The sequence below is a fragment of the Thermoactinomyces sp. CICC 10735 genome (assembly GCF_016055175.1).
GTDB classification, from domain to species: Bacteria; Bacillota; Bacilli; order Thermoactinomycetales; family Thermoactinomycetaceae; genus Thermoactinomyces; species Thermoactinomyces vulgaris.
In genome coordinates this window covers 224,127-249,035 of the sequence record NZ_JAECVT010000002.1, presented here as the reverse complement: position 1 = coordinate 249,035, position 24,909 = coordinate 224,127, and the positions used below count along the sequence as shown (strand labels likewise).

The following is a 24,909-nucleotide window of genomic DNA, read 5'->3' as shown; positions in this document are numbered from 1 at the left end:
GGTCCGATGTATGATTCCATTTCAAGAGGAAGTATACCGATTGACAAAAAAATTGGTTGAACACCCCAGTATTGTCGGAACTTTCGGTGAACGGGACATGGCTTATCTGATTTATGAAATATTGCAAGAGACCCCTTATTTTCAAGAACATCCGGAGTATTTGCAGATGACGCCGACCCGGCAGGATGACCTGGAAAGATATAATGTGCTCGCTTTGCTGAAAGGCGGCAAAGAGAATGAAAGCGAAACCGTGATATTGATGGGGCACATGGATACGGTGGGAGTGGAAGATTACGGGAAGTGGATGAATCTTGCTTTTTCGCCGGAACAATTATTGGAAGAGTGGAAAAAGAGCAAACTGCCGGAAGAAGTGAAAAAAGATCTTGACACCGAAGATTACATCGGCGGACGCGGGGTGCTGGACATGAAAAGCGGGATTGCCATTCATTTGGCGATTGTCCGGTACTTTGCCCGGAACCGGCATTTATTGAATGGGAATTTGCTGTTTGTGGCCGCTTGTGATGAAGAACGGAATTCGCGCGGGATCCTGTCTGCCCTTTCCGATATCTTGAAATGGGGAAGGGAAGAAAATCTTACTTATATTGCGGCAATCAATTCGGATTACACATCGCCCCGATTTCCGGGGGATCGCGACCGCTATATTTATCTGGGGACGGTCGGTAAATTGTTGCCGGCTTTTTATATCGTGGGCAAGGAGACCCATGTGGGGCAGGCATTTGAAGGATTTGATCCCAACTTGATTGCGTCGGAGTTAACGGCGCGAATCGATTACCAAACCGATTTGTGCGATGAAATGTTTGGCGAAATTACTTTGCCCCCGGTTTCATTGAAACAAACGGACCTAAAAAAACAATATGATGTGCAAACGCCCAAAACCGCACTGGTCTACTATAATTTTTTCGTTCACAGTTGGTCGCCGAGGGATGTGCTGGAAAAGTTGAAGCAGGTGGCTATTGACGCCTTTGAATCAGCCGTCATGAAGTTTCGGGGCCGGTCGCGCCGGTATCATGAATTGAGACGCCGTCCGTACCGGGACATTGACTGGAAGCCGCGTGTTTATACATATGAGGAGTTTTACCGGAAATGCCGGGAAAAACACGGACAGGAATTCGAACAGGAAGTCTTGCGATTGACCCGTAACATGCTGAATCAGGAAAACATGGATGTCCGCGAGCATTCGCTGCGGATGGTGGAGGAGTTGTGGAAATGGGGCGGCGACGATGAACCGGCGGTGATTCTTTTTTATGCGGCTCCTTATATTCCCCGTGTGGTTTTAAATGAAAAAGATCCGCGTGATCTCCGCCTGATCCGGGCCGTAGAAAAATCGGTCAAAGAGATTGAGCCTTTGCAGGAGAAAAAGATCAAAGTGCGCAAATTTTTTCCGTACATTTCGGATATGAGCTTTGTGGCAATGAGCGATGATGAACGGGAAATTCAAACGTTTGAAAAAAACATGCCGGTGTGGGGGGCAAAATACCATATGGACATGGAGGCCATCCGGCAGCTGGATGTCCCGGTGATCAACATCGGTCCTTACGGAAAAGACGCTCACAAAAAATGGGAACGGTTGGAAATTTCCTATTCGATGCAATGGGTCCCCAACTTGACCGTGCGTGTGATACGGTATCTTTTCAATTCTGTGGATGCTTTTTGACAACGTCTCATCGGATGAAAATTTGTGTTATCGTATAAAGGAGCAGATACCGAAAAGGAGAGTCGACATGGATACGAGTTGGATGGAGCCTGCCTTATGGCTTGCTTTTTTTAATATTATCATCATCGATTTGATTTTGAGCGGGGATAACGCGGTTGTGATCGGGATGGCTGCACGCAAACTGCCGCCGGCACAAAGGAAAAAAGCGATCGTGTTCGGTGCGGGTATCGCCGTGTTGTTACGGTCCACCCTGACGGTCGTGGCCGCATATTTGTTGAACATTCCTCTGTTGATGACCGTGGGCGGAATCTTGTTGATTGGCATTGCGGTGAAATTATTGGTTGAGGAAGATGACGGAGTGGATGTCCATGCCGGGGACACTTTGAAAAGTGCCATTAAAACCATCATCATCGCTGATGTGGTGATGAGTCTGGATAATGTATTGGCAGTTGCCGGCGCTTCCCACGGGAATGTTTTTCTCGTATTGATGGGACTGGCATTGAGCATTCCGATCATCATGTGGGGAAGCAATATCATTGCCGGATTGCTGAACCGGTTTCCCTGGCTGCTCTATGTCGGAGCCGCCGTACTCGGGTACACGGGCGGACAATTGATCGTGGAAGACCCGTTCGTTCATCAATTGCTAGCCGGGCTGGATGTCTTGAACATGATCATCCCGGTGGCGCTGGCAGCGATTGTCGTTATCAGCGGCTATGCGTGGAAACATAGAACCAAAACAGTGTAAATCAAAAGCCGGCTTGTCCGTTGTTGCGGATGAGCCGGCTTTTTCCGGTTAAAAGGAGCCAATCTTTTTTGGCTGGGGAAGCAGGATTCGAACCTGCGCATCACGGAGTCAAAGTCCGTTGCCTTACCACTTGGCTATTCCCCATTGCTTTCATTCTTAGAATGGATCCATCCGGACCGTTTTATACATCGCACAAGGCATAAAAGAGAAAAAAATCGAAAACAACCAAAATCAAAAAAATGACAAAATTCAGGAGGATCTTCCCTTTTAAAGGGGAAATTGTAAAAATATGTCGTTTGCATGGGGAAAGGGGTATTCAGCGTGGACATAGCTTCTTACATCAATCAATTGTTGCATCAGGCCGTGCAGCTCCGGGCAAGTGATGTCCATATTGAACCGCAACAGGATGCATTGCGCATCCGCATGCGGGTGGACGGACAATTGACGGAGACCGGAAGGGTGGATCTCTTCCATGCGACAGCGATTGTCTCAAGGATCAAAGTGATGAGCCGGTTGGATATCGGGGAAAAACGCCTTCCGCAGGACGGGGTTTTTGTTTTTGAGCGGAACAAACAACCGCTTGAGATCAGGGTATCCACCCTGCCGACGATTTACGGGGAGAAAGTGGTGATGCGGCTTCTTCGCCTTCGCGAGAATCCTTTCACCATGGAAGAGTTGGGGATGGAGAGCGACCAGCAACAAAAAGTGAGGCATCTGTTAAGCAAGAACAGCGGCCTCATGGTTGTCACCGGCCCCACTGGCTCAGGCAAAACCACGACGCTTTACACCTTGTTGCAGACATTGAATCAAAACCGGACCAACATTGTTTCTTTGGAAGATCCGGTTGAATTGCAACTGGACGGGATCAATCAAGTGCAGATCCATCCCAAATCCGGCCTCACTTATGCCTGCGCATTGCGGGCGGTGATGAGGCAAGATCCGGATGTGATCATGATCGGGGAAATCCGGGATGAGGAAGTGGCAAAGATTGCCGTGAGTGCCGCATTGACCGGCCATCTGGTTTTGACGACGTTACACACGCCCGATGCGGCGGGAGCCGTGATACGTTTGCTTGATTTGAAAGTGGAACCGTACCGCCTGGCCGCATCGCTCATTGGGGTGATTGCGCAAAGGCTCGTGCGGCGGATCTGCACCGGCTGTGGCGGTGAGGGGTGCCATCATTGCCGGCAAACCGGGTACCAGGGAAGAACGGGAATCTTTGAAGTGCTGGAGATGAGTGATGATCTGGCCGGGCAGATTGCCCGTCAAAATACATGGATGAAAATTCGCAAGACGATGAAAGATTCGGGGATGAAAACGCTGGAAGACAGGATGAAGGAGTATGTCCGTCAAGGCGAAACGACACTGGAAGAACGGGTGAGGAAGGTCGATGGGGATGTTGTGGATAAGGAAACGGTGGAATGCGGAGCAGTACATGGTGTTTAGCCAACAAATGGGACATCTGTTGGAAAGCGGAATACCATTATTGGCCTGTTTGGAATTGCTGGCGGCACAACGTTTGATCGACGAACCGGTTTATCAACGGCTGAACGGGTTGCTGCAAAAAGGGCAATCGTTGTCCGCTGCTTTGAAAAAACTCAATTTTCCGCCGATTTACATCGCCTTTGTGCGGGCGGCGGAAGAACACGGGGATTACGTATCGGGGTTTAAGCGCTGTGCTTCTTACTATGCAACTAAAGCCAATTGGCAGCGGGAAGTCAAAAAAGCATGCACTTATCCGGCGATCGTTTTTCTCCTTGCCGTTTGCGCTTTTGTCTTTATGTTTGCAGTGGTGATGCCGAGGTTTTCCCATCTGTATGCATCCATGAATATTTCCATGCCGCTGGTTACACGCCGTTTGTTTCGGGTTTATGATGCGATGCCGCAGCTTTTGGCAGGGGGGATGCTTCTCATCCTTCTGGTGGTGGCCGTGGGTTTCATCCTTCGGTTGAGCCCTTTTCCGGTCCGGGTTTGGTGGGGAGCCTGCTGGATCCGTTTGCCGTTGGTCCGGCAGATTTGCCGGTACCGGCACACTCATTTTTTGACCATTCAGCTGTCTTCTCTTTTAAAAGCCGGGGTTTCGTTGGTGGATGCCCTGCAGTTGATCCAAAAACACACACCATGGCCGGTGCTCGTTCACTACCTGAACCGGGTGAACAAAGAACTGTTGACGGGGAAATCTTTTGCTGGTGCCTTGAGCCAAAAGGGCAAATATTTCTTTTTGCCTTCTTTGCCCCGGTTGGTTGCCATTGCCGAAGAATCGGGGAAATTGGTGGAAACCTTGACCAATCTGGCGGACGGGACCGAAATGATGATCCGTTACAAGTTGGAACGGGTGGCCAAAAGCATTGAGCCTGTTTGTATTTTTGTGATCGGCCTTATGATTGCAGTCTCGGTGGTTGCTTTGTTTTTGCCGGTTGTAAAACTGGTGCAGGCGCTCTGAAAAAACGAAAGGGGGAGGAACATGAATGTCCGTCGTTCGCATGGAGAAAACGGGTTTACTCTGATTGAAATGTTGGTTGTCCTGTTTATTATCGGTTTGATTTTGGCAATTGCCATTCCCAATTTGAAAGCGGCGGGATTAAAAGCACAGGAGAAAGCGGATCTGGCCAACCGGCAAATGATTGCGGCCCAAGCGGATCAGTATTTTTTGGAGTACGGGGAATATCCGACGGTTGAAGAATTGGTGAAAAGGGGTTATTTGCGTTCCATCCCACCATGTCCGTCCGGAAACGGGAAATATGTGATCCATCCAGAACCAAATCTTCCTTTTGAACGGAGAGTCACTTGTCATGCCAAATGACGGAAAGTCGGGCGGCCAAGCGGGATGGACGCTGATCGAAGTTATTTTTGCTTTGTTTTTGTTTGGATTGTTGGCCGCTTTGTGTGTTCCCGCGGTCATGTCGCTGGGGGAGCGGGTGGAAAGAAAGCTGTTGATCGAGGAGCTTGCGACCCAACTGCAACTGGCGCAAATGGAAGCTGTCACGAGACAAGCGGAAGTGACAGTGCAGTGGGAAGCAAAGGAAGTGAAAGTGATCGAGGATGGGACGATATTAAGGAAAATGGATATCCCTCCGCCATACCGGTTGGACAGCAACTATCCGGGGCAACGGCTCACTTTCCGGGAAACGGGACAGGTGCGCGGTGGCACGGTCACTTTTTATGTAAAAGACAAGCCCGTCGGCCGCATTGTGATTCAAGTGGCTTCAGGACTGCCGATGATCGAGGTGTTCGTCAATGCCGTCTGACCGTTTCAACAGCTCAAGCGGATATTCGCTGGCCGAACTGGTCAGTGCCGGCTTTGTCCTGGGGGTGTTTGTGTTTTTTGCTTTGCCTGTGATGAAAGAAATGCGGATGCACTATGCTTCACAAATGTTGCAGATGGAGATATCAGAGGCCATGCAAAGCAAAATGGAAGAGCTTCAACATGCCGATCCAGGGCAATGCAAGGGGCAAGAAAAAGTAAAAAGCCGCAAGATCCCGCAAAAAGAAATCCTTATGCGCTGGGATTGCAAAAAGGTGCAACCTTTCTTATATCAATTGGAGTTGAAGGCTGAATGGGAAGGATTCGATGGAAAAACCGAAAACCGGCGATGGTTCACCCACCGGTTTTACCCGTGAAAAAAGAAGCCGGATTTACATATATTGAATTTTGTATTGTTTTGTCCGCTTTGATCGTTTTTCTGCCGGCCTTGTTTTTTGTGTCCTCAACCACCGAGAAAGAAATCAAAGAAATGATTCATCACTCCCGGTTGGAGATGGATTACCTGTCTTTTCTGGTATGGCTGGAAAAAGACGTCCAAAAAGGAGTTCATTTTCGGGAAACGGATGGCGTGTTATACATTGAGCAGGATCAACAAGTGATGATTCGCTACATGCTGAAAGACCGGCGCTTGATCCGAAGCGTCAAAAAGCCGGAAGACAGGGGTTTCAGGGGCACGACCATTGTTCTGAACCATGTTTATTATGCGCATTTTTTACCGGATGGAAACGGGGTGAAGTCGGATGTCGGATTGCAAAACTGGTATGCCCATCAGGAATTTCAAACGTACTTTTCAAAACGGTCACAGGAGGAAGACCCATCCCGGTGAGTGCGGCATGGCTCTGCCGGTCACCCTCATGGTCGTGACGTTTTTATTCACGCTGATCATGCTGTCGGTTTCGCAAATGGTTCAGGTGAGAAATATGCAAACGCTGTATCAGGAAAGAGTGAAAAGCCGGTATGTGGCTGAAAGCGGGATCGCCGTCGTCCAGCAACAATTGCGGTTGAACGGGCAAAACCGGGCAGACGCGCCGGATGAAACCATGATTCAGGTGGAGGACCGGTATGTCTTGGTAAAAGTGGAAGTCAAGCCGTCCCGTGTCCATGTACAAGCCACCACGTGGGGGGAACAGGGAGTGGTGCAAACCGTGGAGGCCTTTCTCCATCCGGATACCTATGCTGTTTCGCGGTGGATCCGGTAAACCGGTATTTCCTGGTTTAAAGTTTTTTGTGCCGGGCCATGCTAAAGGCTGAGGTGATTCAATGTCATTCAGGGATTGGTTTACCTATTTGTTGGAAAGATTCATCTGGTATCTTGAAACCCCCCGGACCGAACGGAAGAAATTGAAACAATCGCGAAAAGAACCTTGGAGTGTCCGCTGGTTTGGATTGATCCCTTTCTCGATGAAAATGACCATTGACAAACAACGAAGCAGATTGCGAGGGAAGCAAAGTGGAAAATAATTACCGGTTGATGAATTTGAAACAGGAGCCGAAGTTGTTGGAGCAAATTCAAAAATGGGAACGGGAACTTCATGAAAAGACCGGAAGCCATGTGGCCCTGATTGCTTACGAAGAAAAGCAAACGGAACAACTTCACAAAAAGGAGCGGGAGTGAAGCTCCTTTTCTTTTTGTTCTGTGTTATACTTTATAATTGAGTTTCGACCTTATTAATCGATTATAGATTTACCTATATTTAAAAGGAGCGAATCCTTGATGGTACATCGTACAAAAACCCGACCGGTAAAAGTGGGAAATATCCAAATCGGGGGAAACGACCAAGTTGTGATACAAAGCATGACCACAACCAAAACCCATGACGTCAAAGCAACCGTTGAGCAGATTCAGAAGCTGGAAGAAGCCGGATGCCAGATTGTACGCGTGGCTTGTCCCGATCAGCGTGCGGCAGAGGCCATTCCGTTGATTAAAAAAGAAGTGAATGTCCCCTTGGTTGCGGATATTCATTTTGATTATAAGTTGGCATTAAAAGCGATTGAAGGCGGGATTGACAAAATCCGTATCAATCCGGGAAACATCGGCCGCCGCGAAAAAGTGGAAGCGGTCGTCAAAGCCGCCAAGGAACGAGGGATTCCCATTCGGATTGGTGTGAATGCCGGATCTTTGGAAAAACGCATCTTGGAGAAATACGGCTACCCGACGGCAGAAGGCATGATTGAGAGCGCATTGTACCATATCGGCATTTTGGAAGAGTTGGATTTTCATGATATTATCGTTTCGTTAAAAGCCTCGGATGTCCGGTTGGCGATTGATGCATATAAATTGGCGGCCGAAACATTTGATTATCCTTTGCATTTGGGAATCACTGAATCGGGAACGTTGTTTTCCGGAACGGTGAAAAGTTCGGCCGGTTTGGGTGCACTCTTGGCGATGGGAATCGGAAACACTATTCGGATCAGCCTGAGTGCCGATCCGGTGGAGGAAGTGAAAGTGGCCCGCGAATTGCTGAAATCGTTCGGATTGGCAGCCAATGCCGCCACTTTGATTTCTTGTCCCACCTGCGGCCGGATCGAGATCGATTTGATCTCCATTGCCAACGAGATTGAAGAGTACATTGCAAATATCCAAGCGCCCATCAAAGTGTCTGTGTTGGGATGTGCCGTAAACGGTCCGGGTGAAGCTAAAGAAGCGGATATCGGAATTGCCGGGGCCCGTGGAGAAGGATTGCTGTTCCGTCACGGCAAGATTATCCGCAAAATTCCCGAAGAGAAAATGGTTGAAGAACTTAAAAAAGAAATCGACAAGCTCGCGGAAGAGTATTATAAAAAACAAGAAGCAGAGAAACAAAACGTTCTCAATGCTTAAAGAACAGCCATCCTTAAAAAAGGATGGCTTTTTCATTGGCACGGAAAACGGGTTTCCGGCATTTTTCCAATTCCATGTATAAATCCCGCTTTTTTTTGTGATACTATTGCTGATCCCAAGTTAAAGGAGGGACCTCATGAGAAAATTAGCTTTGATCTTGGTGATTATTGGCGCATTAAACTGGTTGTTGGTAGGACTTTTTCAATGGGATTTGGTATCGGCCATTTTCGGAGGCGAAGCTTTCAGGGAATCCTCCTTTCTCAGCCGCATCATTTATGCCCTGGTCGGGATTGCGGGGATTTATGCGATTCGCTTCCTCTTTGACGACCGTACAAAAGCCGAATCCCAATAACATGAGTGAAACTCCGGGCAAATCCGTCTGGAGTTTTTTCGGGGATAAAAAATTTGATTCTTTCGTAAAATCAGGAAATAAGTTAAGATCAAAAAAGAAAGGGGGAGGCAAAAATGAAACCGCTCATCGGACTGACGATGTCTTTGGAAAACGAGATCAAACAATATCTTTCCAAAGCTTACAGTGATGCGGTGTTTGAAGCCGGAGGGATCGCCCTGGTCATTCCCTATACCGTGGAAGATCACGTGATTCAACAACTGAGCTTAAAATTGGATGGATTGATTTTGACCGGGGGAGGGGATATCGATCCGACCTTGTTTGATGAAGAGCCGCATCCCGGATTGGGTGAAATCGTTCCGGACCGCGATGAGATGGAGATCGCGTTAATTGAACAGTTCATGGAGCAAAACAAGCCCATCCTGGGGATTTGTCGCGGTTGCCAGATCTTAAACATTGCGCTCGGAGGAGACATGTACCAGGACCTTGCCGCCCAAAAGCAAACCCTTTTGCAGCATGCACAGCGGGCGCCAAGGGATCATGCTTCCCACACCATTACCATTGTGGAAGATACCTTGCTCCAATCGATTTATCAAAAAGGGCTGGCCAAGGTGAACAGCTTTCACCATCAAGCGGTCCGCAATGTCGTGGAACCTTTTCGTGTTTCGGCCGTGTCTAAAGACGGGGTCATTGAAGCGTTCGAAAGCAAAGAACACCCTTTTATGATGGGAGTGCAATGGCATCCGGAGGACATGGTGAAAAGGGATGCCGATGCACACCGTCTCTTTTGTGCTTTTGTGGAGGCTTGCATCAGAAGAAAAAGGGGGGAAACCTGAATTCGACAACCTCCGGTTCCTGTGTTAATATGCGGAGTATGGTGATGATTTTATTGATTCTTGCTTGGATGATTTTAAACGGATTTGGTTTTTTGCTGATGGGATGGGATAAAGCCCAAGCCATGAAACGGAAATGGAGGGTCAGAGAAAGCGCCTTTTTTTTGCTGTCTTTTTTTGGAGGGGCCACCGGGGTTTGGATGGGGATGAAAGCTTTTCGCCATAAGACCCTGCACCGGTCTTTTCGCATCGGGGTTCCTGTGCTCTTTGCATGGAACTTGTTTTTTCTTTATGTTTTGTGGGAAATCATCTAGCCGTTTTTTCATACCCGCCTCCTTTTTGATGCAAACTATGGATCAAAAAGGGGGTTTCATTTATGAAGCGAACTAAACCGATTTTTCTCTTTATTCTTTTTTTGTCAAGCTTGTTTTTCTTTCCGGAAGCGGCATGGTCTTTTCAGGAAAAAAAGGATCCGGAAGTCCGGTTGATGGTGAGGTTTGGCGAAAACGAGTGGAGTTTGGATTTGCGTGAAATCGGTTTTGACGGGATCGACCCGACCACTTTGAATCAGGATGCGCTCATGAATCAAATCCGTGAGACTATCGAAAAAGAGGTGAATCGCAAGCCTCAACCGGCATACTACAAGGATCGCAAGGTGGTTCCTCATCAACTTGGAGTCAAGGTGGACCGCCAAAAAATCAAATTATGGTTTGACGAAATTCATGATTACATCAATCGCCCGGTTGATTTGCCCGTTCAGTGGTCCATGCCGGAACTTACCACGAAGGAACTATTGCAATTAAAAGAAAAAGTATTGGGCAGTTATACCACATTTTTTAATTACAGAAATGTAAACCGCTCGCATAATATCTATTTATCCGCCAAAGCCATCGACCATCATGTGCTGATGCCCGGGGAAACCTTTTCCTTTAACAAAGTTGTCGGAATTCGTTCCAGAGCGCGGGGATACCGGATGGCGAAGATCATCGTAAAAGGGGAATACAGCGAAGGGGTGGGCGGCGGCATTTGCCAAACTTCATCCACTCTGTTTAATGCCGTTGATATGGCGGGGCTTGAAATTGTTGAACGAAACAGCCACAGCCGCCGGGTGGCTTACGTGCCCAAAAACCGGGATGCCACCGTATCCTGGGGAGGGCCAGATTTCAAGTTTAAAAATACGCTTTCCAAACCGATTTTGATTGAAGCCGGCGTCAGGAAAGGAATGTTGACGATTCATATTTATGCTCCGAGCGATGCCCGTCATTTTCCGCGTGAAGTTCCCGAGCCTCCGAGTGAAAAAGAATCCATTCGGGAGGAAGTGAAAGAAAAAAGGCGAATCTTGGATAAGCCGGCGACATATCTTTAATAAAAATGGGTGATTATTTGACAAAAGTTGGTGACTCGTAGATCATTCCGGGAACATTTGCTATAATCAAGTCATTGTTTCAGGCTCACCGAAGGAGGTATTGGATGAACAAGACCCTTCTCAGCAGCCTTGCGATGATTTTTCTCCTGCTGGCAGGATGTTCCGGGTCTTCCCAACAAGTGGAAGTCACGTTCAGTGACCAATCCAAAATGATCAAGCTTGAATCAAGTGATCATACTTTGGCAGAGGCGTTGGAGGGGGCTGGTTTGAATGTGGCGGAGTTGAAACGGAAATATTCGCCGAGCATTCAGTGGAACCAACCTCTTAAAGGACATAACCAAGTTCAATTGATCTGCAAATGTGAAGTCTCGCTTCAAGTCGGCGGAAAGGACATGGGAACGTTCGAGACTTCGAAGACGACCGTTGGTGATGTCTTGGAAGAAAAAAACATTCAAATTTCCGAGTGGGATGAAGTCAATCAGCCTCTGAATCAGAAAATCAAAGACGGCGTGAAAATCGTCGTGGATCGTTATGAACAGCGGATTCAGAAAAAAATAGAACTGGTGCCTTATAAAACCAAGGAAGTTGAAGATAAAGAATTGGCCAAAGGCGAAAAAGAAGTGGAGCAAGAAGGGAAAAAAGGGAAGAAAATCTACGAAGTCGCCATGATGTATAAAAACGGGGAGCCCATGGAGGAAAACGGGAAACAAGTGGTGAAGCAAAGATTGGTGGATACGGTTCAGCCTGTCGAAGAAATTGTAAAAATTGGCACGAATGAAGAATTGGCTGAAAAAGAAGACACCCAATTGGCGTCTGCCGGCACATTGACCGTTCAGGCCACTGGTTACACCCATACAGGCAGCAGAACCGCAACAGGTACATACCCGCGTCGTGGAACCATTGCCGTGGATCCGGATGTGATTCCTTTGGGAACAAAACTGTATGTTCCGGGTTACGGTTATGGAGTGGCGGAAGATACCGGAGGAGCAGTGCAAGGCCATATCATCGATTTGTTTTTTGAAACAAGAAGTGAAGCGATCCAATGGGGAAGAAGAACGGTAACGATCAAGATTTTAAAATAAAATAGAAAAAAGTGGACCTGCAATCAAAAGAATTGCAGGTTTTTTTTGTTGAATAGGGAATTATTTTTATAGCAGGGAGTTCTTCTTGGGTGAAGAGACATCGTTTCCTTCGCAATGATCTCCAAACGGCCCCGGCTACACCATCCTTCCATGAAGCATTCAAACCATCCGATCATGCCGTCACATTTTGGTTTAAATTTCCTCAGATAGAGGAATATTGTTAGTGAGAATAAAGTGATGTATGGGGGAAATGCAAGCAGATATTTGGTATATTTTGTGATATTTTCTTTGTTTTCGGTAGCTGATTGAGCTATACTTGAAAACAAGGAATCTTTCATCCGAGGTGTGACGATGGTAGGTCGGAATGAATCCTGCCCGTGCGGCAGTGGAAAAAAGTACAAAAAATGTTGTGAAAGGGTAGTGACTCTGTCTGTAGCTGAAAAAGCAAGAGAAGATCGGGAAAGTCAACTGAAGAATGATTTGCTGCATGAGTTTAATCAATGGTTCCATCGACACATGCCACCAGAAATGCAATTGGATTGGGTCGACCGTTTTAAGCAGTTGCTGAACATTCCGCCTGAAAAGCCGATTCCGCACGACATGTCCGCTTTCTTCCGATTTTGGCTGTTGTTTGATGCACCCAGCCTGAATCATAAACGTCCCGTAGAGATCTGGGCCTCCACACTTATGAAAAAAAATCCCTACCAGAAACGACTTGCAAAAAGCTTTTGCCAATCCCGCTTTACTTGTTACGAGTTGTTGGATTTTGATGAACAAAAAGCGGTCTATCGGATGCTGACGGGCGGCGGGGAGATGACGGTGAAGCATCCGGCAGGAGAATATCCGCCGGCACCTTTGATTTTCGGGCGGTTTGTCCGAATCGGCAATCATTATGAACTGATTGGCCCTTATACATCCTTCTTGCATGAGATGAGAGGGGAGATACTTTTGCAACTAGAGAAATACAACCACTTGGAAGAAGAAAATAAGTATACGACTTGGGAGAACGGTTGGAGAGTTTTTGGTTGGTCCATTCAACGTGCAGAAGAAATGGAAAATTCAAAATCTGTTCAAACAGGGCCAAAAGTTTCAGAAGAAAAAACCTCCGGATGGCCTGTCTTGGAGGAGAAAAATGAAACGTTGCCTTTGTATGTCATGCAGCAATTTGAACAATTTTTCATTCAATATGTTTCTTCTTTCCAAAAAGGGACGCAAGCTTTGTACAGCCAATCGATCGATAAATTGTACCAATACCTGTCCTCCCGGTTCGGAAACCGGTTTCGCTGGGAGCATTTGGATGAAGAGGCGTTTATTCATTTTCTCAGTAAATGGTATTTGGATCAGGGAAAATGCACACCTCAGGGTTCCCGCGTTTTCCTCAACACACTGAAGTATTTTTTCCGCTGGTTGGAAAGCGAAAAGATGGCTCACGTTTATCCGGTGTTCCGGAAAGTTTACATTTATTTGATCCGTACCTTGCCGGTTGCGGTTGAAGTGCGTAAATGGCTTTTGGATCATGGCATTTGTCAGGCTGAAAAGAATCCGGAAACGGTTGAAGAGAAACAGGAAATGTCGATGTTTACTTTTTCTTCTTCCGGACCGGTGGTCTATCTGGAAGGGAAATGGAAACCTGTCCATCTGTCGGCGGTTCCCTCGTTTACAACAGAACAGCGTTTTTGGATCCGGGGAAAGCTTGCAAAAAATGAAACGGGTTGTTATTTTACGCAGATCGACGGGGTCTATCCGGTGGTGGTTTTTGACAATCCGGCACAACTAATAAGTCAGAAATGATAAAAAGAAGCCATAGCAAGGGGTGGCTTCTTTTTTGTATGCAAAAGAACAAAAAAGAAAATAATAAGCATATCACTCAACCAAAAGGGGGATCTTCGAATGTTCCGCTTTCTCAACCAATTATTTGGACGGGAAAAAGATCAAAAACAACAACGCAACAATCAACAAGGGCAAAATAAAAAACAGGTCGAAGAACTGATGAATGAAGTGGGTCGTGAGTTGGGTGTGAATGAAAATACGCGTTCAACCAATCAGGACCCGAAGCAATTGGCGGAACGGATGAAAGAGGAGATCAAAAAACGGAAGTAAAAGGTGTTGAGTGAGGAGAGTACCCGGTCTGAAGCGGGTACTCTTTTTTTGTACTACAAAATTCAACGGGCCTGGATTCCTTTGTCCGGATGAAAATCCTGCCCGCAGGAGGGATTGAAATGCGTTGTTTGCCCCTGGACATGCCTCCATCGAGTTTGATTTCATGCCGGACTTCGTGTTTGATGTTACAGAGGGAGTGAATCCGGATGCATTCCAATTCCAACCATGAAATGATTCACTTTACGAATTGGCGGGAGCAATGGCAGCGGCAAAAAGAAAAAGAGTTTCAAACCATGCTTCAAGAAGTGGAGCAATGGGCCCGGCGGTTGATTTCCATCCGGGAAAAGATGCGGGCTCTTTATTGGTTTCAGCGATGTACCGGTTACCAACGCACCAAAGAATCAACAGCGGACATTCTCCCCGAACAAATATTTCAGCAGTGGTTTTTGTATGACTATTTTAATGTCAAACAGGAAAGGATGGTGGAATTCGTACTGAAAGAAGCCAAGCTTCATGATTATTGGGAATATGCTTCCAAGTTGATTGCGTCTTATTATTCGTTATATGAGATGCAACAAGAAGGCCAAACGGTGAAGCTTCGCTCTTTGCTGGAAGATGCGGCCGAATGCCGTGTTGAGTGGTCCGGGACGGATGGACCGGGGACAGGGTGCACATACTATGCCTTGTTGAGGCCGGTCAAGGTGGGAGTCAGGTTTTATCCATTAAAGCCGGTTGTTTTTTTGACGAAAGAGCAGGCACAAAAGATGCAGGCATGGTCTTTTGAAAAGCGGAAGAACCGGACGGTTCCGGTGCGGATCTGGATGAAAGGCGAAGGGATGGGGCTGTTTCGGTTTGTTTTTTGAATCAATGAATGGAGGGGTTTTGCATGGGGAAAGTGGATTTACATGTGCATACAACGGCTTCGGATGGCTTGTTTTCTCCCGCCGGTGTGGTGCAGCTGGCGGAGGAAGCCGGGTTGAAAGGGATCGCCATCACCGACCATGATACCGTCGAGGGAATCGAAGAAGCCCGGGCAGAAGGAAGAAAACGGGGAATTGAAGTGGTGCCCGGTGTGGAAATCAGTACAATGTGGCAGGGGAAAGAAATTCACATGCTGGGATACCATATTGATATGTATGACAACCGTCTCCTCAAAATATTAAAGAAACAGCAAGAAGCCCGGCATCAACGCAATTTGAAAATCATTGACCGTTTAAACGAATTGGGGATTCCGGTTACTTATGAGGAGGTCATCGCCAAAAAGAAAAGAAATGCCCGAAAAAATCCGGGGAGGCCGCATATTGCCGAAGTATTGATCGATAAAGGCGTCGTAAAAACGATGGACGAAGCGTTTGATCAGTATTTGGGGAAAGATGGGAAAGCTTATGCGGTGGTTGAGCGGATTTCTCCGTTTGAAGCGATTGAATGCATTCATCAAAGCGGAGGAGCAGCCGTCATTGCTCATCCCGGTCTTTATGAGCAAGACGACTTGATCCCGCTCTTGGTGGAGAAAGGATTGGATGGCATAGAGATGAACCATCCTGATCATCCGGCCGATCAAAAAAGACATTATGAGGAGTTGGCGGATCAACTGGGAGTGCTGAAAACAGCGGGCTCGGACTTTCACGGGGAGCGAAACGGTTCCATGTATCACGCGCCGCTGGGCACATGCACAACAGACATCTCCGTCATAAAGGACTTGAAAAAACATCGCCTTTATCTTTAGAAAATTTTTTCCATCCGCATGTGTAAGATCCCGGCATCTTCAAACGGGGTGCCAAAAGCGACATAACCCAACTTCTCGTAAAAGGGCAACGCGGAGACTTGCGCATACAGCAAGACTTTTTTGGCCCCTTTTTGCCGGGCGAAGGTTTCCAATGCCTCCATCAATTTCGTGCCGGCACCGGTTTTTCGGTACTCTTTTAAAACGGCCACTCTTTCCGCTTTGCCCGTATCATGGTCAATAAAACGGAGGCGGCAGGTTCCGACGGGAATGTCTTCCAGCCAGGCAAGGAAATGGACGGATTTTTCTTCCCATTCGTCCATTTCCAAGTCTTTTGGCACTTGTTGTTCCTCGATGAACACCTTGGTCCGGATCGAATAGACAAGCTCCATTTCTTTGGAGCCGGTCGCTTGTTTTACGGTGGTGTCTGCCATTGCATACCTTCCTTTCTCAGTCCTTGGCCAGCAGGAAAGATTGATGAATGCTCCAAGAACCGTTTTCCAATTGGTACATCAAATGAAAACGGTCAATTTTTGATTCCATTTGCACATTTTTCATTCGCAAGCTTCCGTAAACATCATGCAACTCATCTTCCGCCATTTTTTGCCCGATCGTGAGATGAGGGATGTATTTGTAGGGAGCTTCGACGCTTTCAAACACCTCGCTGATTTTATTGTGCAATTTGACCAAAGGCTCTCCATTTTCAATGGCATAATAGATGGTGTTGCTGGTGGGATGAAAGTGGCTGATTTTATGGAATTTAATTTGAAACGCTTTGACTTCTTTGGCGATTCTCTCCAGATCTTGAACCGCTTTCTCGAGTTTGTCGTCAGAAAGTTCGAATTTCTCTTTTAAAGTGATATGCGGGGGAATTAAGGAATAATGCGGATCATAGCGTTTTCGTAAAGCGTTTACTTTGTCTTGGACATGTTTCTGTGGAAAGGCAACAATGCCGTAGTACATCTGAATCCCTCCTCAAAATAGTGACTCCTATTATTATAACTTTTATTTAAGCAGAACGCATCTGTCTGCAAAGAATAAGACAGGCCGCAAAGATCCGGCCTGCCTGCTCAGAGGAGGGAATGTAGAGGTGTTGCAATGGTTGTTTTATTTTATGCGTTTCACATTGAACGGTTATGAAACCAGGCAAAAATATGCGTTTATCCAGGCATGAAAAGGAAGCGCCGCGGAAAAAATAGACATACAGGGAGGGTGTGAAAAATGACAAAGTGGATTTATTGGGCCAAATTGTTTGACAGTTCGTTTCAAGCGCGCTGCCTGGCAACACGCATGCAGGAAGATTGGTGGCTGTATGGTTACGACAGCCCGGAGGAAGTGGAAGTATTCCGCTCCAAAAAAGGGAAATACGGGGTGCGGTACATTTGGAGAAAAAAATTTTAAAAAACCCCTTGCATGTTCCAGAGAATTATTGTATATTAAAACATGTCGCTGATGACAAAGCGGAAAACGACGCGGGGTGGAGCAGTCAGGTAGCTCGTCGGGCTCATAACCCGAAGGTCGCAGGTTCAAATCCTGTCCCCGCAACCAAATGTGGAGCTGTGGTGTAGAGGCCTAACATGCCTGCCTGTCACGCAGGAGATCGCGGGTTCGAATCCCGTCAGCTCCGCCATCTTTAATGGGCCTATAGCTCAGTTGGTAGAGCAGTCGGCTCATAACCGATCGGTCACAGGTTCGAGTCCTGTTGGGCCCACCATATCACTTCCTTTTCTATTCACAAACTATTCAAAACTTGGGCAGTTAGCTCAGGGGGAGAGCGCTTCCTTGACACGGAAGAGGTCGTTGGTTCGATTCCAATACTGCCCACCAAATCGAACCCCTTCTTTTGCGAAGGGGTTTTTGCTTGGTAAACGGATACGCTGTGTCAGATCCGTTTCAAAATTGACGCCGGCCGGAGCCCGCTTCTTTTCATGGGGGGATTTCCATGAGGGGAGCGGGCTTTTTGTGTCTTCATCCAATCCCGGTTGTCCGGTCCGGACAAAAACTTTTGATTTCAATACGAATGAATTATCCGGAGACCAAGGTAAGGAGGGATTGGATGAAGCGATGGATCTTATGGGGGGCAACGCTTTTGTTCGCAGGGGGTGTGTTGACGGGTTGCTCCACGCAAGGACAAAAAGCGGAGCCGAAAGCGGAAAATCTCGCGGCGGTCAGTGAGGAAAAAACGGATGCCGAGGAGAAACAAGAACCGACCAAAGAGGAAAAAGTGTTTCAAACCGGTGAAACCGCGGCTGTTGACGGGCTGGAGATCACCGTCCAAAGCGCCGTTTTAAAAAACGGAAACAAATATATTCCGCCGGAGAAGGGAAAAGTGTTGGCGGTTCAATTTCAGTTGGCCAACCAGAAGGATGAACCGGTGAGTGTGGGGGTAGAAGCGTTTAATTTATATGATGAGGACGGGAACGCATTGCAAAGTTATTTTTCCTATGATGACGGGTTTATGAAGGCCGATTTGCAAAAAGGGGAGACGAAAAAAGGCGTCCTCTATTTTGATGTTCCCCAAAAAGAAAAATATGTGCTCCTTTATAAGCCTAATCTTACGGATGAAAAAGAAATCAAATTTGAAGTGGCATTGCAACACTCCTGATGACAGCTGATGATCCGGGCAGGGAGAAATGGAAGCACCGTTTGCCCGGTTTTTTTGATCCACTGTGAAAGCGGATTTATCAGCGCAAAGGAAAATGGTTTAATAGGAGTAAGTGGTTATACAGCCTGTCCGGATCAAAATGGAACGCCTGTTGTTTTGTTGCATGGGGGAGGCATCGATTCCGCCTGCCTGTCCTAGGGAGTACTGGCACCGTTGTCAAAAAATTTCAGGTGTATGCGCCGGATCTCCCCTTGGCGATCTTTGAAAAATGCAAGCATTGGCCGCAAAGAGAACAGCCGGACAAATTCGTGCGGACTGTTACATCGTTTCTCAATCAAAAGGAATAACATTTACAATCGGGTGATTCAATGAAGTATCATTATGAAATCGAAAAGAAAGATTATCGTGATTTTGCAAGCGGACGGGTGTTGTACAATGTCCCCGGTTCCGCGCCGTTTCCCGTCCGGTTGGCAAGCGAAATTTTTTACCGGGCGCAATCGTTTTTAAATGAAGAAAAAAACGGGTTCAAGCTCTATGATCCGTGTTGTGGTTCGGGTTATCTGTTGACCGTGTTGGGTTTTTTGCATGCTTCCAAGATCCGTGAAATCGCGGCTTCGGATGATGATGAAAAAATGGTGGCGTTTGCGCGGAAAAATCTGTCCTTGCTTTCTTTTGCAGGGCTTCGTCGCAGAGAAGAAGAAATCCGGAAATACGTTAAGGAGTATGGAAAACCTTCGCATATAGAAGCGTTGGACAGTGTGCAGGTGTTAAAAGCTTATTTGAAGAAGGAACCCATCCAAATCACTTGTTTTCAAAGGGACATCACGAAGCCGGATGAAAACCCGGTCCAACGGGTCCAGGTCATCATCACCGATCTTCCATACGGGAATCTGGTTTCCTGGCGTGGAAATGATGAAAATCCGGTCCAATCCCTGTTTGAAAATCTGCGGAAAGCGATGGACTTAAACAACTCCGTCGCCGTCATTATTACCGGTCAGAAGATAAAACCGGAGCATGAGGGATTCAACCGGGTTCATCATTTTAAAGTCGGCAAACGGCATGTTTCATTTTTTAAACCGGTATCCTCATGAATTTTTTCAGCCGCTGATCAAAAAAAGCTGTCTGTGAAATCACAGACAGCTTTCGACTTCATTATTGAGAGACAGATTTTGCGGCATTGACACGGCCGTGTGCCCAATATTGGCCGGTTCCGGAGATTTGGTCAGCCGTTCCTTCGATGGCTTGACGGATTTCACTCGCACTTTTGCCTTGGGAGGCGAGCAATGCTGCCTGACCGGCAACCAGCGGTGTGGCCATGGAAGTTCCGGAAGCCGTTTGGTATCCCCCGCCGGGAACCGTGGATAAAATGTTTACCCCCGGAGCGGCTACATCAACCCAGCTTCCATAGTTCGAGAAGGAAGCGATTTTATCGTTGGAGTCGGTTGCGGCAACTGCGATGGCTTTTTCATAATAAGCCGGATAGCTGGGAGCGCTGGTGGATTCGTTCCCGGCTGCCGCCACCACAACAGCTCCTTTGCTTGCGGCATAATTCACGGCATTTTCCAATGTTGAAGCGCCTTGGGGAGATCCCAAGCTCAAGCTGATCACGTCAGCACCTTGGTCAGCGGCATGGGTGATTCCTTGTGCAACGGAATCCAGGGTGCCGGATCCGTTCGCATCCAAAACACGTTCTGCCAGAATTTTCACTTTCGGAGCCATACCGGCAATCCCGACGCCGTTGTTGGTCAAAGCAGCCGCGATTCCGGCACAGTGCGTTCCGTGCATATTTTCATCCATGGGGTCGTCATCGTTGTCAACGAAGTCTTTTCCTTTGATCACTTTTCCTTGCAGGTCGGGATGGTTGTAGTCAACCCCGGTGTCCACGATGGCCACCGTCACATTGGAAGAACCTTGGGTCACATCCCAGGCTTCTTCAGCACCGACGAGTTGAGGAGCATATTGCTCGCTGTATCTGGGATCATTCGGAGTGAAAAAGGCATGCACTTCATGGTTGGGTTCCACATATTCCACATTGGGGTTGGATTGGTATTGTTTCAGTACGTCTTCCATGTTTTGACCTTCGTTTACTTTCACCACTTGATAACCCAGTTGTTTATTGGTGGAAGTGATGGAGGCTTTTGCTTTGGCATGCAAGGCGGAAACGTCAGAAGATGTTGCGTTTTGTTTGAATTTTACGATAATTTCCTGAGGCTGTTTTTGAACCGTCTCCGCGTTGGCGTTGGATACGGTCGGAATGGACATAAACGTTCCCAATGCAAAGATGGCCGCCAGAGACAATACACGTTTCAGCAATGGGCTCATCCTTTCTATACTAAAATATTTTCAGTTAGGATTCTATTTTCAATTTGTTACAAAAGTTTAACGAATTTTATTCATTATTGTAAAAATGAATTTATATTAAAAAATAATAAAAATAACCTTTCAGAAAATAGAGCGTTGCCGGAGTTCCCGTCGAAAAATGCGGAAGTGTTTTCTTGTCCGCTTGACCGAAAGACGGAAGGAAACTTTTTTTTCATCGTATGAAGGCGGCGAAAGATGAGTTCCGGATTCCATCCGTGCTATAATGGGCGTGACGAATTGATGATGGGTGAAAATATGGACCAAACAAAACTCAAGATGTTGATACAAGCAGCCAAAATGTATTACCAGGAGGATTACAACCAGCAGGAAATCGCCAACCAGTTGGGGGTTTCGCGTCCGACTGTGTCGCGCCTTTTGCAACAGGCCAAAGAAGAAGGAATTGTGCGGATTGAAATCGTGGATCCTTCTCTTCGTTTGGATCAACTTGCAGCTGCTTTAAAAGAAAGATACCGGATGAAAAAAGTGTTGATTGTACCGGTTCACAACTATGACGAAAAAACGGTGAAAAAAATGCTTGGCAGGCAGGCGGCCTTGTACTTGGACCAAATCGTTGCAGACGGGGATTTGATCGGTGTTGCCTGGGGGACAACCTTGTATCAGGTTGCGCTTCATTTGAAGCACAAGCCGGTCAATCATGTGCATGTGGTGCAATTAAAAGGAGGCGTCAGTTACTCGGCGGAGCATACTTATGCCTCGGAAATCATGCAAAGGTTCGGGCAAGCTTACGGAACGATTCCGCATTATCTCCCGCTTCCCGCCATTGTCGACAAGGCGGTGGTGAAAGAAGCAATCGAAGCCGACAAGCACATTCAAAAACTGCTGAAAATGGGGAGACAGGCCAATATTGCGGTTTATACCGTCGGGGAAGCGTTGTCCGATTCCCTGTTGTTCCGGTTGGGTTATCTGAACAAGGAAGAGTTGGAACTGCTCTCCGCCAAAGCCGTCGGGGATATTTGCTCCCGTTTTTATGATGAAAACGGCAAGATTTGCGATGAACGTTTAAATCAACGAACCATCGGCATTGAATTGGACGAATTGAGAAAAAAGGAGCACTCCGTTTTGGTGGCGGGGGGATTGAATAAAGTGAAGGCGATCCGCGGGGCTTTGCGGGGACGGTATGCCAACGTGTTGATCACAGATCAGCACACGGCCCGATTGCTTCACGAACAAAGCGGCGGAGAAAACGAATGAGCGACGATACGGGGCATTCGGATTGAATGCTCTTTTTTATTTTCCGTTTCGCCGATCATAATAAGGAGAAAGAGGATTGGAAAGATGTTGGTTTTACATTTGTTAATATTTTAATTTACATATGTTCACCCCTTTGATATATTTGCTTTGAAGGCAGGAATGGAATAAGTCGGATGGCTTTGTGCGATAAAGAATGAAGGGAGTCGTTAGGAAAATGCGGATGATCGATTTGATCGAAAAGAAAAGAGATAAAAAGGCGTTGACCGAAGAAGAGATTCGGTTTTTGGTGCAAGGTTACACCCGGGGAGAGATTCCGGATTATCAAATGGCCTCCTTTTTGATGGCGGTTTATTTTCAAGGGATGACTCCTGAGGAAACCGCTCATTTTACCATGGAAATCGTCCGCTCGGGAGAGCAGATCGACTTGTCTTCCATTGAAGGGATCAAGGTGGATAAGCACAGTACCGGAGGCGTGGGGGATACCACCACATTGGTGCTGGCGCCGCTGGTGGGTTCGGTCGGTGTGCCGGTTGCCAAAATGTCCGGCCGCGGGCTGGGGCATACCGGCGGAACGATTGATAAACTTGAATCCTTTCCCGGATTTCATGTCGAGGTGGATAATGAGCAATTCATCCGGCTGGTGAATCAAAATAAAGTCGCCGTCATCGGCCAGTCCGGAAAGCTGACGCCTGCCGATAAAAAGTTGTATGCCTTGCGGGATGTGACCGGAACCGTCAATTCCATTCCGCTGATTGCCAGTTCGATCATGAGCAAAAAAATTGCTTCCGGTTCGGATGCCATTGTATTGGATGTGAAGGTGGGAGCCGGGGCTTTCATGAAGAGCATGGAAGATGCGCGGCAACTTGCCCGGACCATGGTGGAAATCGGCGGCAATGTGGGAAGAAAATCCATGGCGGTGATCTCGGATATGAGCCAACCGCTCGGTTTCGCCGTCGGAAATGCCCTCGAAGTCAAAGAAGCCATTGACACGTTGAAAGGAAAAGGGCCGAAAGATCTGGAAGAGCTTTGTTTGACGTTGGGCAGCCACATGGTTTGCCTGGCCGGCAAAGCCCAAACTCCGGAAGAAGCCCGATCATTGCTCAAAGAATCCATGAACAACGGAAAAGCGCTTGAAACCATGAAGCAATTTATCCGGGCGCAAGGCGGGGACGACCGGTATGTCGATCATCCGGAGCAGTTGCTGACCGCAAAGTATACGATGGAAGTGAAAGCGAAAGAGGACGGATATGTCTCCGAAATCACAGCCAATGAAATCGGAACGGCCGCCATGATGCTGGGAGCCGGACGGGCCACCAAAGAATCCGAAATCGATTTGGCGGTGGGATTGGTGTTAAACAAAAAGATCGGCGATTCCGTCCGCAAAGGAGAGACACTCGTCACCATTCACAGCAACCGTTCGTCGGTGACAGACGTCATTGAAAAAGTGGAACAGGCTTATGCGATCAGCCAAAAACCGGTTCAACCGCCTGCTTTGATTCACGACATTGTTCAAGGATGACAGGAGGAAGAAGAAATGGAAAAAAGTCAAATTGCCAAACTGATCGATCACACTTTGTTGAAACCGGATGCAACCAGGGAACAGATTGTCCGTCTGGCGGAAGAGGCCAAAAAATATGATTTTGCGTCCGTATGCGTCAATCCGGTTTGGGTTCCGCAGGTCTGTGAAATTTTAAAAGAGACTGATGTGAAGGTGTGTACGGTGATCGGATTCCCGCTCGGGGCAACCACACCGGAGACCAAAGCCTTCGAAACCCGCAACGCAATTGAAAACGGGGCGACGGAAGTCGATATGGTGATCAATATCGGTCTGTTAAAAAGCGGCCGGTATGAAGAAGTGGAAGAAGACATTCGTGCAGTGACCAAGGCGGCCGAAGGAAAAGCGTTGACCAAAGTGATCATTGAAACCTGTTTGTTGACGGATGAAGAAAAAGTCCGGGCATGTGAAATAGCTGCCAGAGCCGGGGCGGATTTCGTCAAAACGTCGACCGGTTTTTCAACAGGAGGAGCCACCGTGGAAGATGTCGCACTGATGCGCAAAACGGTGGGAGACGATCTGGGCGTGAAAGCATCCGGAGGCGTACGCAGCCTGGAGGATCTGATGAAAATGGTTGATGCCGGAGCCAACCGCATTGGAACCAGTTCCGGAGTCAAAATCATGGAAGCAAAATAAGCATTAAGCAGAAAGGTTGAGATCCATGGACCGTGACCAACTGATTGAGGAAGCCAAAAAAGGGATGGAACGGGCTTATGTCCCTTATTCCAAATTTAAAGTCGGCGCCGCTCTTTTGACCAAAGAGGGGAAAGTGATCCGCGGGGCCAATATTGAAAACGCTTCTTACGGACTGACCAATTGTGCCGAACGGACCGCCATCTTTAAGGCCGTTTCAGAAAACGAACGTTCTTTTTCCGCCATGGCCGTGGTGGCGGATACAGACGGGCCGGTTTCGCCTTGCGGTGCGTGCCGCCAGGTGCTTTCAGAGTTTTGCGATACGGACATGCCGGTTTATCTGTCCAATTTGAAGGGGGATGTCATGGAGACGACCGTTGGAAAACTGCTTCCCTATTCGTTCTCCAAAAAAGACTTATAGATCCACGATCTCTTGAGCCTTGCGAAGCCGGTTTCGCAAGGTATTTTTAATTAAAAGAAAATTAATCATTTTCTACATATATTTATTGACATAAAATAGCGTTTTTTCTAATATTAAGAGGAGCACCCTGAATGTCGGGGGTTCATGAATTTGCTTCATTTAT

The 24,909-nt window shown here is 47.4% G+C and carries 31 protein-coding genes and 5 tRNA genes; 32 read left to right on the top strand and 4 right to left on the bottom strand.

All coding sequences use genetic code 11. The annotated features are described in order from the left end of the window. Positions 1-10 precede the first annotated feature (10 nt). Together I8U23_RS04430 and I8U23_RS04425 are read left to right on the top strand one after the other, a co-directional pair. Positions 11-1,675, top strand: coding sequence for a M20/M25/M40 family metallo-hydrolase (locus I8U23_RS04430; protein WP_049720405.1), 1,665 nt, complete (start codon positions 11-13; stop codon positions 1,673-1,675). 67 nt (positions 1,676-1,742) lie between these two features. Next, positions 1,743-2,420 (top strand): TerC family protein, encoded by a 678-nt coding sequence (locus tag I8U23_RS04425; RefSeq protein WP_231564635.1) that lies wholly within the window; start codon positions 1,743-1,745, stop codon positions 2,418-2,420. Positions 2,421-2,489: 69 nt separating this feature from the next. Here the strand turns inward: I8U23_RS04425 and I8U23_RS04420 are convergent. Next, positions 2,490-2,564, bottom strand: a tRNA-Gln gene (locus tag I8U23_RS04420). Positions 2,565-2,741: 177 nt separating this feature from the next. Here I8U23_RS04420 and I8U23_RS04415 point away from each other — a divergent pair. From I8U23_RS04415 to I8U23_RS04320, 19 genes are all read left to right on the top strand, one after another. Next, on the top strand, positions 2,742-3,866 hold the full coding sequence (locus I8U23_RS04415; protein ID WP_165489735.1) for a GspE/PulE family protein: 1,125 nt from the start codon (positions 2,742-2,744) through the stop codon (positions 3,864-3,866). Next, positions 3,859-4,863, top strand: coding sequence for a type II secretion system F family protein (locus tag I8U23_RS04410; RefSeq protein ID WP_181733392.1), 1,005 nt, complete (start codon positions 3,859-3,861; stop codon positions 4,861-4,863). The genes I8U23_RS04415 and I8U23_RS04410 overlap by 8 nt, the downstream gene beginning before the upstream one ends. Before the next feature lie 21 nt (positions 4,864-4,884). After that, positions 4,885-5,223 carry a competence type IV pilus major pilin ComGC gene (locus tag I8U23_RS04405; protein ID WP_049720324.1) on the top strand — a complete coding sequence of 113 codons (339 nt, stop codon included), beginning with the start codon at positions 4,885-4,887 and terminating at the stop codon, positions 5,221-5,223. After that, on the top strand, positions 5,213-5,668 hold the full coding sequence (locus I8U23_RS04400) for a GspH/FimT family pseudopilin (RefSeq protein WP_037995095.1): 456 nt from the start codon (positions 5,213-5,215) through the stop codon (positions 5,666-5,668). Before I8U23_RS04405 ends, I8U23_RS04400 begins: the two co-directional genes overlap by 11 nt. Further along, positions 5,658-6,041 carry a hypothetical protein gene (locus tag I8U23_RS04395; protein WP_037995093.1) on the top strand — a complete coding sequence of 128 codons (384 nt, stop codon included), beginning with the start codon at positions 5,658-5,660 and terminating at the stop codon, positions 6,039-6,041. Before I8U23_RS04400 ends, I8U23_RS04395 begins: the two co-directional genes overlap by 11 nt. Further along, entirely contained in the window at positions 5,978-6,511 is a 534-nt protein-coding gene (locus I8U23_RS04390) for a hypothetical protein (RefSeq protein WP_131470921.1), read from the top strand. The genes I8U23_RS04395 and I8U23_RS04390 overlap by 64 nt, the downstream gene beginning before the upstream one ends. Before the next feature lie 7 nt (positions 6,512-6,518). Then, positions 6,519-6,884: a hypothetical protein gene (locus I8U23_RS04385; protein WP_049720321.1), complete on the top strand. Its 366-nt coding sequence runs from the start codon at positions 6,519-6,521 to the stop codon at positions 6,882-6,884. A 61-nt stretch (positions 6,885-6,945) separates the two neighbouring features. Continuing rightward, complete coding sequence (locus tag I8U23_RS13710) at positions 6,946-7,146, top strand: YqzE family protein (RefSeq protein WP_037995087.1); 201 nt, start codon at positions 6,946-6,948, stop codon at positions 7,144-7,146. Further along, the gene (locus I8U23_RS04375) at positions 7,136-7,300 is read left to right on the top strand and encodes a hypothetical protein (RefSeq protein ID WP_156097725.1); all 165 of its coding nucleotides are present in this window, start codon (positions 7,136-7,138) and stop codon (positions 7,298-7,300) included. The genes I8U23_RS13710 and I8U23_RS04375 overlap by 11 nt, the downstream gene beginning before the upstream one ends. A 99-nt stretch (positions 7,301-7,399) precedes the next feature. Next, a complete protein-coding gene (gene ispG, locus I8U23_RS04370) occupies positions 7,400-8,506 on the top strand; it encodes a flavodoxin-dependent (E)-4-hydroxy-3-methylbut-2-enyl-diphosphate synthase (protein WP_037995084.1) in 1,107 nt (368 codons plus the stop codon). Between the two features lie 136 nt (positions 8,507-8,642). Next, positions 8,643-8,858 (top strand): DUF378 domain-containing protein, encoded by a 216-nt coding sequence (locus tag I8U23_RS04365; protein WP_037995082.1) that lies wholly within the window; start codon positions 8,643-8,645, stop codon positions 8,856-8,858. A 113-nt stretch (positions 8,859-8,971) separates the two neighbouring features. Continuing rightward, positions 8,972-9,691 (top strand): gamma-glutamyl-gamma-aminobutyrate hydrolase family protein, encoded by a 720-nt coding sequence (locus tag I8U23_RS04360; protein ID WP_037995080.1) that lies wholly within the window; start codon positions 8,972-8,974, stop codon positions 9,689-9,691. A 44-nt stretch (positions 9,692-9,735) separates the two neighbouring features. Then, positions 9,736-10,002 carry a DUF1294 domain-containing protein gene (locus I8U23_RS04355; protein WP_049720320.1) on the top strand — a complete coding sequence of 89 codons (267 nt, stop codon included), beginning with the start codon at positions 9,736-9,738 and terminating at the stop codon, positions 10,000-10,002. A 62-nt stretch (positions 10,003-10,064) separates the two neighbouring features. Beyond that, positions 10,065-11,054: a VanW family protein gene (locus tag I8U23_RS04350; RefSeq protein WP_049720319.1), complete on the top strand. Its 990-nt coding sequence runs from the start codon at positions 10,065-10,067 to the stop codon at positions 11,052-11,054. Between the two features lie 104 nt (positions 11,055-11,158). Then, entirely contained in the window at positions 11,159-12,136 is a 978-nt protein-coding gene (locus tag I8U23_RS04345; RefSeq protein ID WP_049720318.1) for a 3D domain-containing protein, read from the top strand. A gap of 420 nt (positions 12,137-12,556) precedes the next feature. Continuing rightward, a complete protein-coding gene (locus I8U23_RS04335; RefSeq protein WP_165489698.1) occupies positions 12,557-13,927 on the top strand; it encodes a hypothetical protein in 1,371 nt (456 codons plus the stop codon). 99 nt (positions 13,928-14,026) lie between these two features. Beyond that, positions 14,027-14,236, top strand: coding sequence for a hypothetical protein (locus I8U23_RS04330; protein WP_037995073.1), 210 nt, complete (start codon positions 14,027-14,029; stop codon positions 14,234-14,236). A gap of 206 nt (positions 14,237-14,442) precedes the next feature. Continuing rightward, entirely contained in the window at positions 14,443-15,099 is a 657-nt protein-coding gene (locus tag I8U23_RS04325; RefSeq protein ID WP_049720316.1) for a hypothetical protein, read from the top strand. A 23-nt stretch (positions 15,100-15,122) separates the two neighbouring features. Continuing rightward, positions 15,123-15,962: a PHP domain-containing protein gene (locus tag I8U23_RS04320; protein ID WP_049720315.1), complete on the top strand. Its 840-nt coding sequence runs from the start codon at positions 15,123-15,125 to the stop codon at positions 15,960-15,962. Here I8U23_RS04320 and I8U23_RS04315 read toward each other — a convergent pair. Together I8U23_RS04315 and I8U23_RS04310 are read right to left on the bottom strand one after the other, a co-directional pair. After that, positions 15,959-16,393: a GNAT family N-acetyltransferase gene (locus tag I8U23_RS04315; RefSeq protein WP_049720314.1), complete on the bottom strand. Its 435-nt coding sequence runs from the start codon at positions 16,391-16,393 to the stop codon at positions 15,959-15,961. The two genes, I8U23_RS04320 and I8U23_RS04315, sit on opposite strands and share 4 nt — an antisense overlap. A gap of 16 nt (positions 16,394-16,409) precedes the next feature. Continuing rightward, positions 16,410-16,922 carry a 2'-5' RNA ligase family protein gene (locus I8U23_RS04310; RefSeq protein ID WP_037995065.1) on the bottom strand — a complete coding sequence of 171 codons (513 nt, stop codon included), beginning with the start codon at positions 16,920-16,922 and terminating at the stop codon, positions 16,410-16,412. A 258-nt stretch (positions 16,923-17,180) separates the two neighbouring features. On the opposite strand from I8U23_RS04310, the gene I8U23_RS04305 reads away from it, so the two are divergent. The 7 genes from I8U23_RS04305 (at position 17,181) to I8U23_RS04275 (ending at position 19,655) form a co-directional block, all read left to right on the top strand. Further along, complete coding sequence (locus I8U23_RS04305) at positions 17,181-17,360, top strand: hypothetical protein (protein ID WP_037995063.1); 180 nt, start codon at positions 17,181-17,183, stop codon at positions 17,358-17,360. Between the two features lie 70 nt (positions 17,361-17,430). After that, positions 17,431-17,507, top strand: a tRNA-Met gene (locus tag I8U23_RS04300). 5 nt (positions 17,508-17,512) lie between these two features. Further along, a tRNA-Asp gene (locus I8U23_RS04295) sits at positions 17,513-17,589 on the top strand. Between the two features lie 8 nt (positions 17,590-17,597). Further along, positions 17,598-17,673, top strand: a tRNA-Ile gene (locus I8U23_RS04290). A 38-nt stretch (positions 17,674-17,711) separates the two neighbouring features. Continuing rightward, a tRNA-Val gene (locus tag I8U23_RS04285) sits at positions 17,712-17,786 on the top strand. 229 nt (positions 17,787-18,015) lie between these two features. Further along, complete coding sequence (locus I8U23_RS04280; protein WP_049720313.1) at positions 18,016-18,564, top strand: DUF4352 domain-containing protein; 549 nt, start codon at positions 18,016-18,018, stop codon at positions 18,562-18,564. A gap of 368 nt (positions 18,565-18,932) precedes the next feature. After that, positions 18,933-19,655, top strand: a complete 723-nt coding sequence (locus tag I8U23_RS04275) for a hypothetical protein (RefSeq protein WP_049720312.1) — start codon at positions 18,933-18,935, stop codon at positions 19,653-19,655. 61 nt (positions 19,656-19,716) lie between these two features. Here the strand turns inward: I8U23_RS04275 and I8U23_RS04270 are convergent, their stop codons facing one another. Continuing rightward, positions 19,717-20,826 (bottom strand): S8 family peptidase, encoded by a 1,110-nt coding sequence (locus I8U23_RS04270; protein ID WP_369813511.1) that lies wholly within the window; start codon positions 20,824-20,826, stop codon positions 19,717-19,719. Between the two features lie 354 nt (positions 20,827-21,180). On the opposite strand from I8U23_RS04270, the gene I8U23_RS04265 reads away from it, so the two are divergent. From I8U23_RS04265 to I8U23_RS04250, 4 genes are all read left to right on the top strand, one after another. After that, positions 21,181-22,137: a DNA-binding transcriptional repressor DeoR gene (locus tag I8U23_RS04265; RefSeq protein WP_049720404.1), complete on the top strand. Its 957-nt coding sequence runs from the start codon at positions 21,181-21,183 to the stop codon at positions 22,135-22,137. A gap of 214 nt (positions 22,138-22,351) precedes the next feature. After that, entirely contained in the window at positions 22,352-23,656 is a 1,305-nt protein-coding gene (locus I8U23_RS04260; protein ID WP_037995053.1) for a pyrimidine-nucleoside phosphorylase, read from the top strand. 15 nt (positions 23,657-23,671) lie between these two features. Beyond that, on the top strand, positions 23,672-24,328 hold the full coding sequence (gene deoC / locus I8U23_RS04255; protein ID WP_037995051.1) for a deoxyribose-phosphate aldolase: 657 nt from the start codon (positions 23,672-23,674) through the stop codon (positions 24,326-24,328). A 25-nt stretch (positions 24,329-24,353) separates the two neighbouring features. Continuing rightward, a complete protein-coding gene (locus I8U23_RS04250; RefSeq protein ID WP_037995049.1) occupies positions 24,354-24,746 on the top strand; it encodes a cytidine deaminase in 393 nt (130 codons plus the stop codon). Positions 24,747-24,909 lie beyond the last annotated feature (163 nt).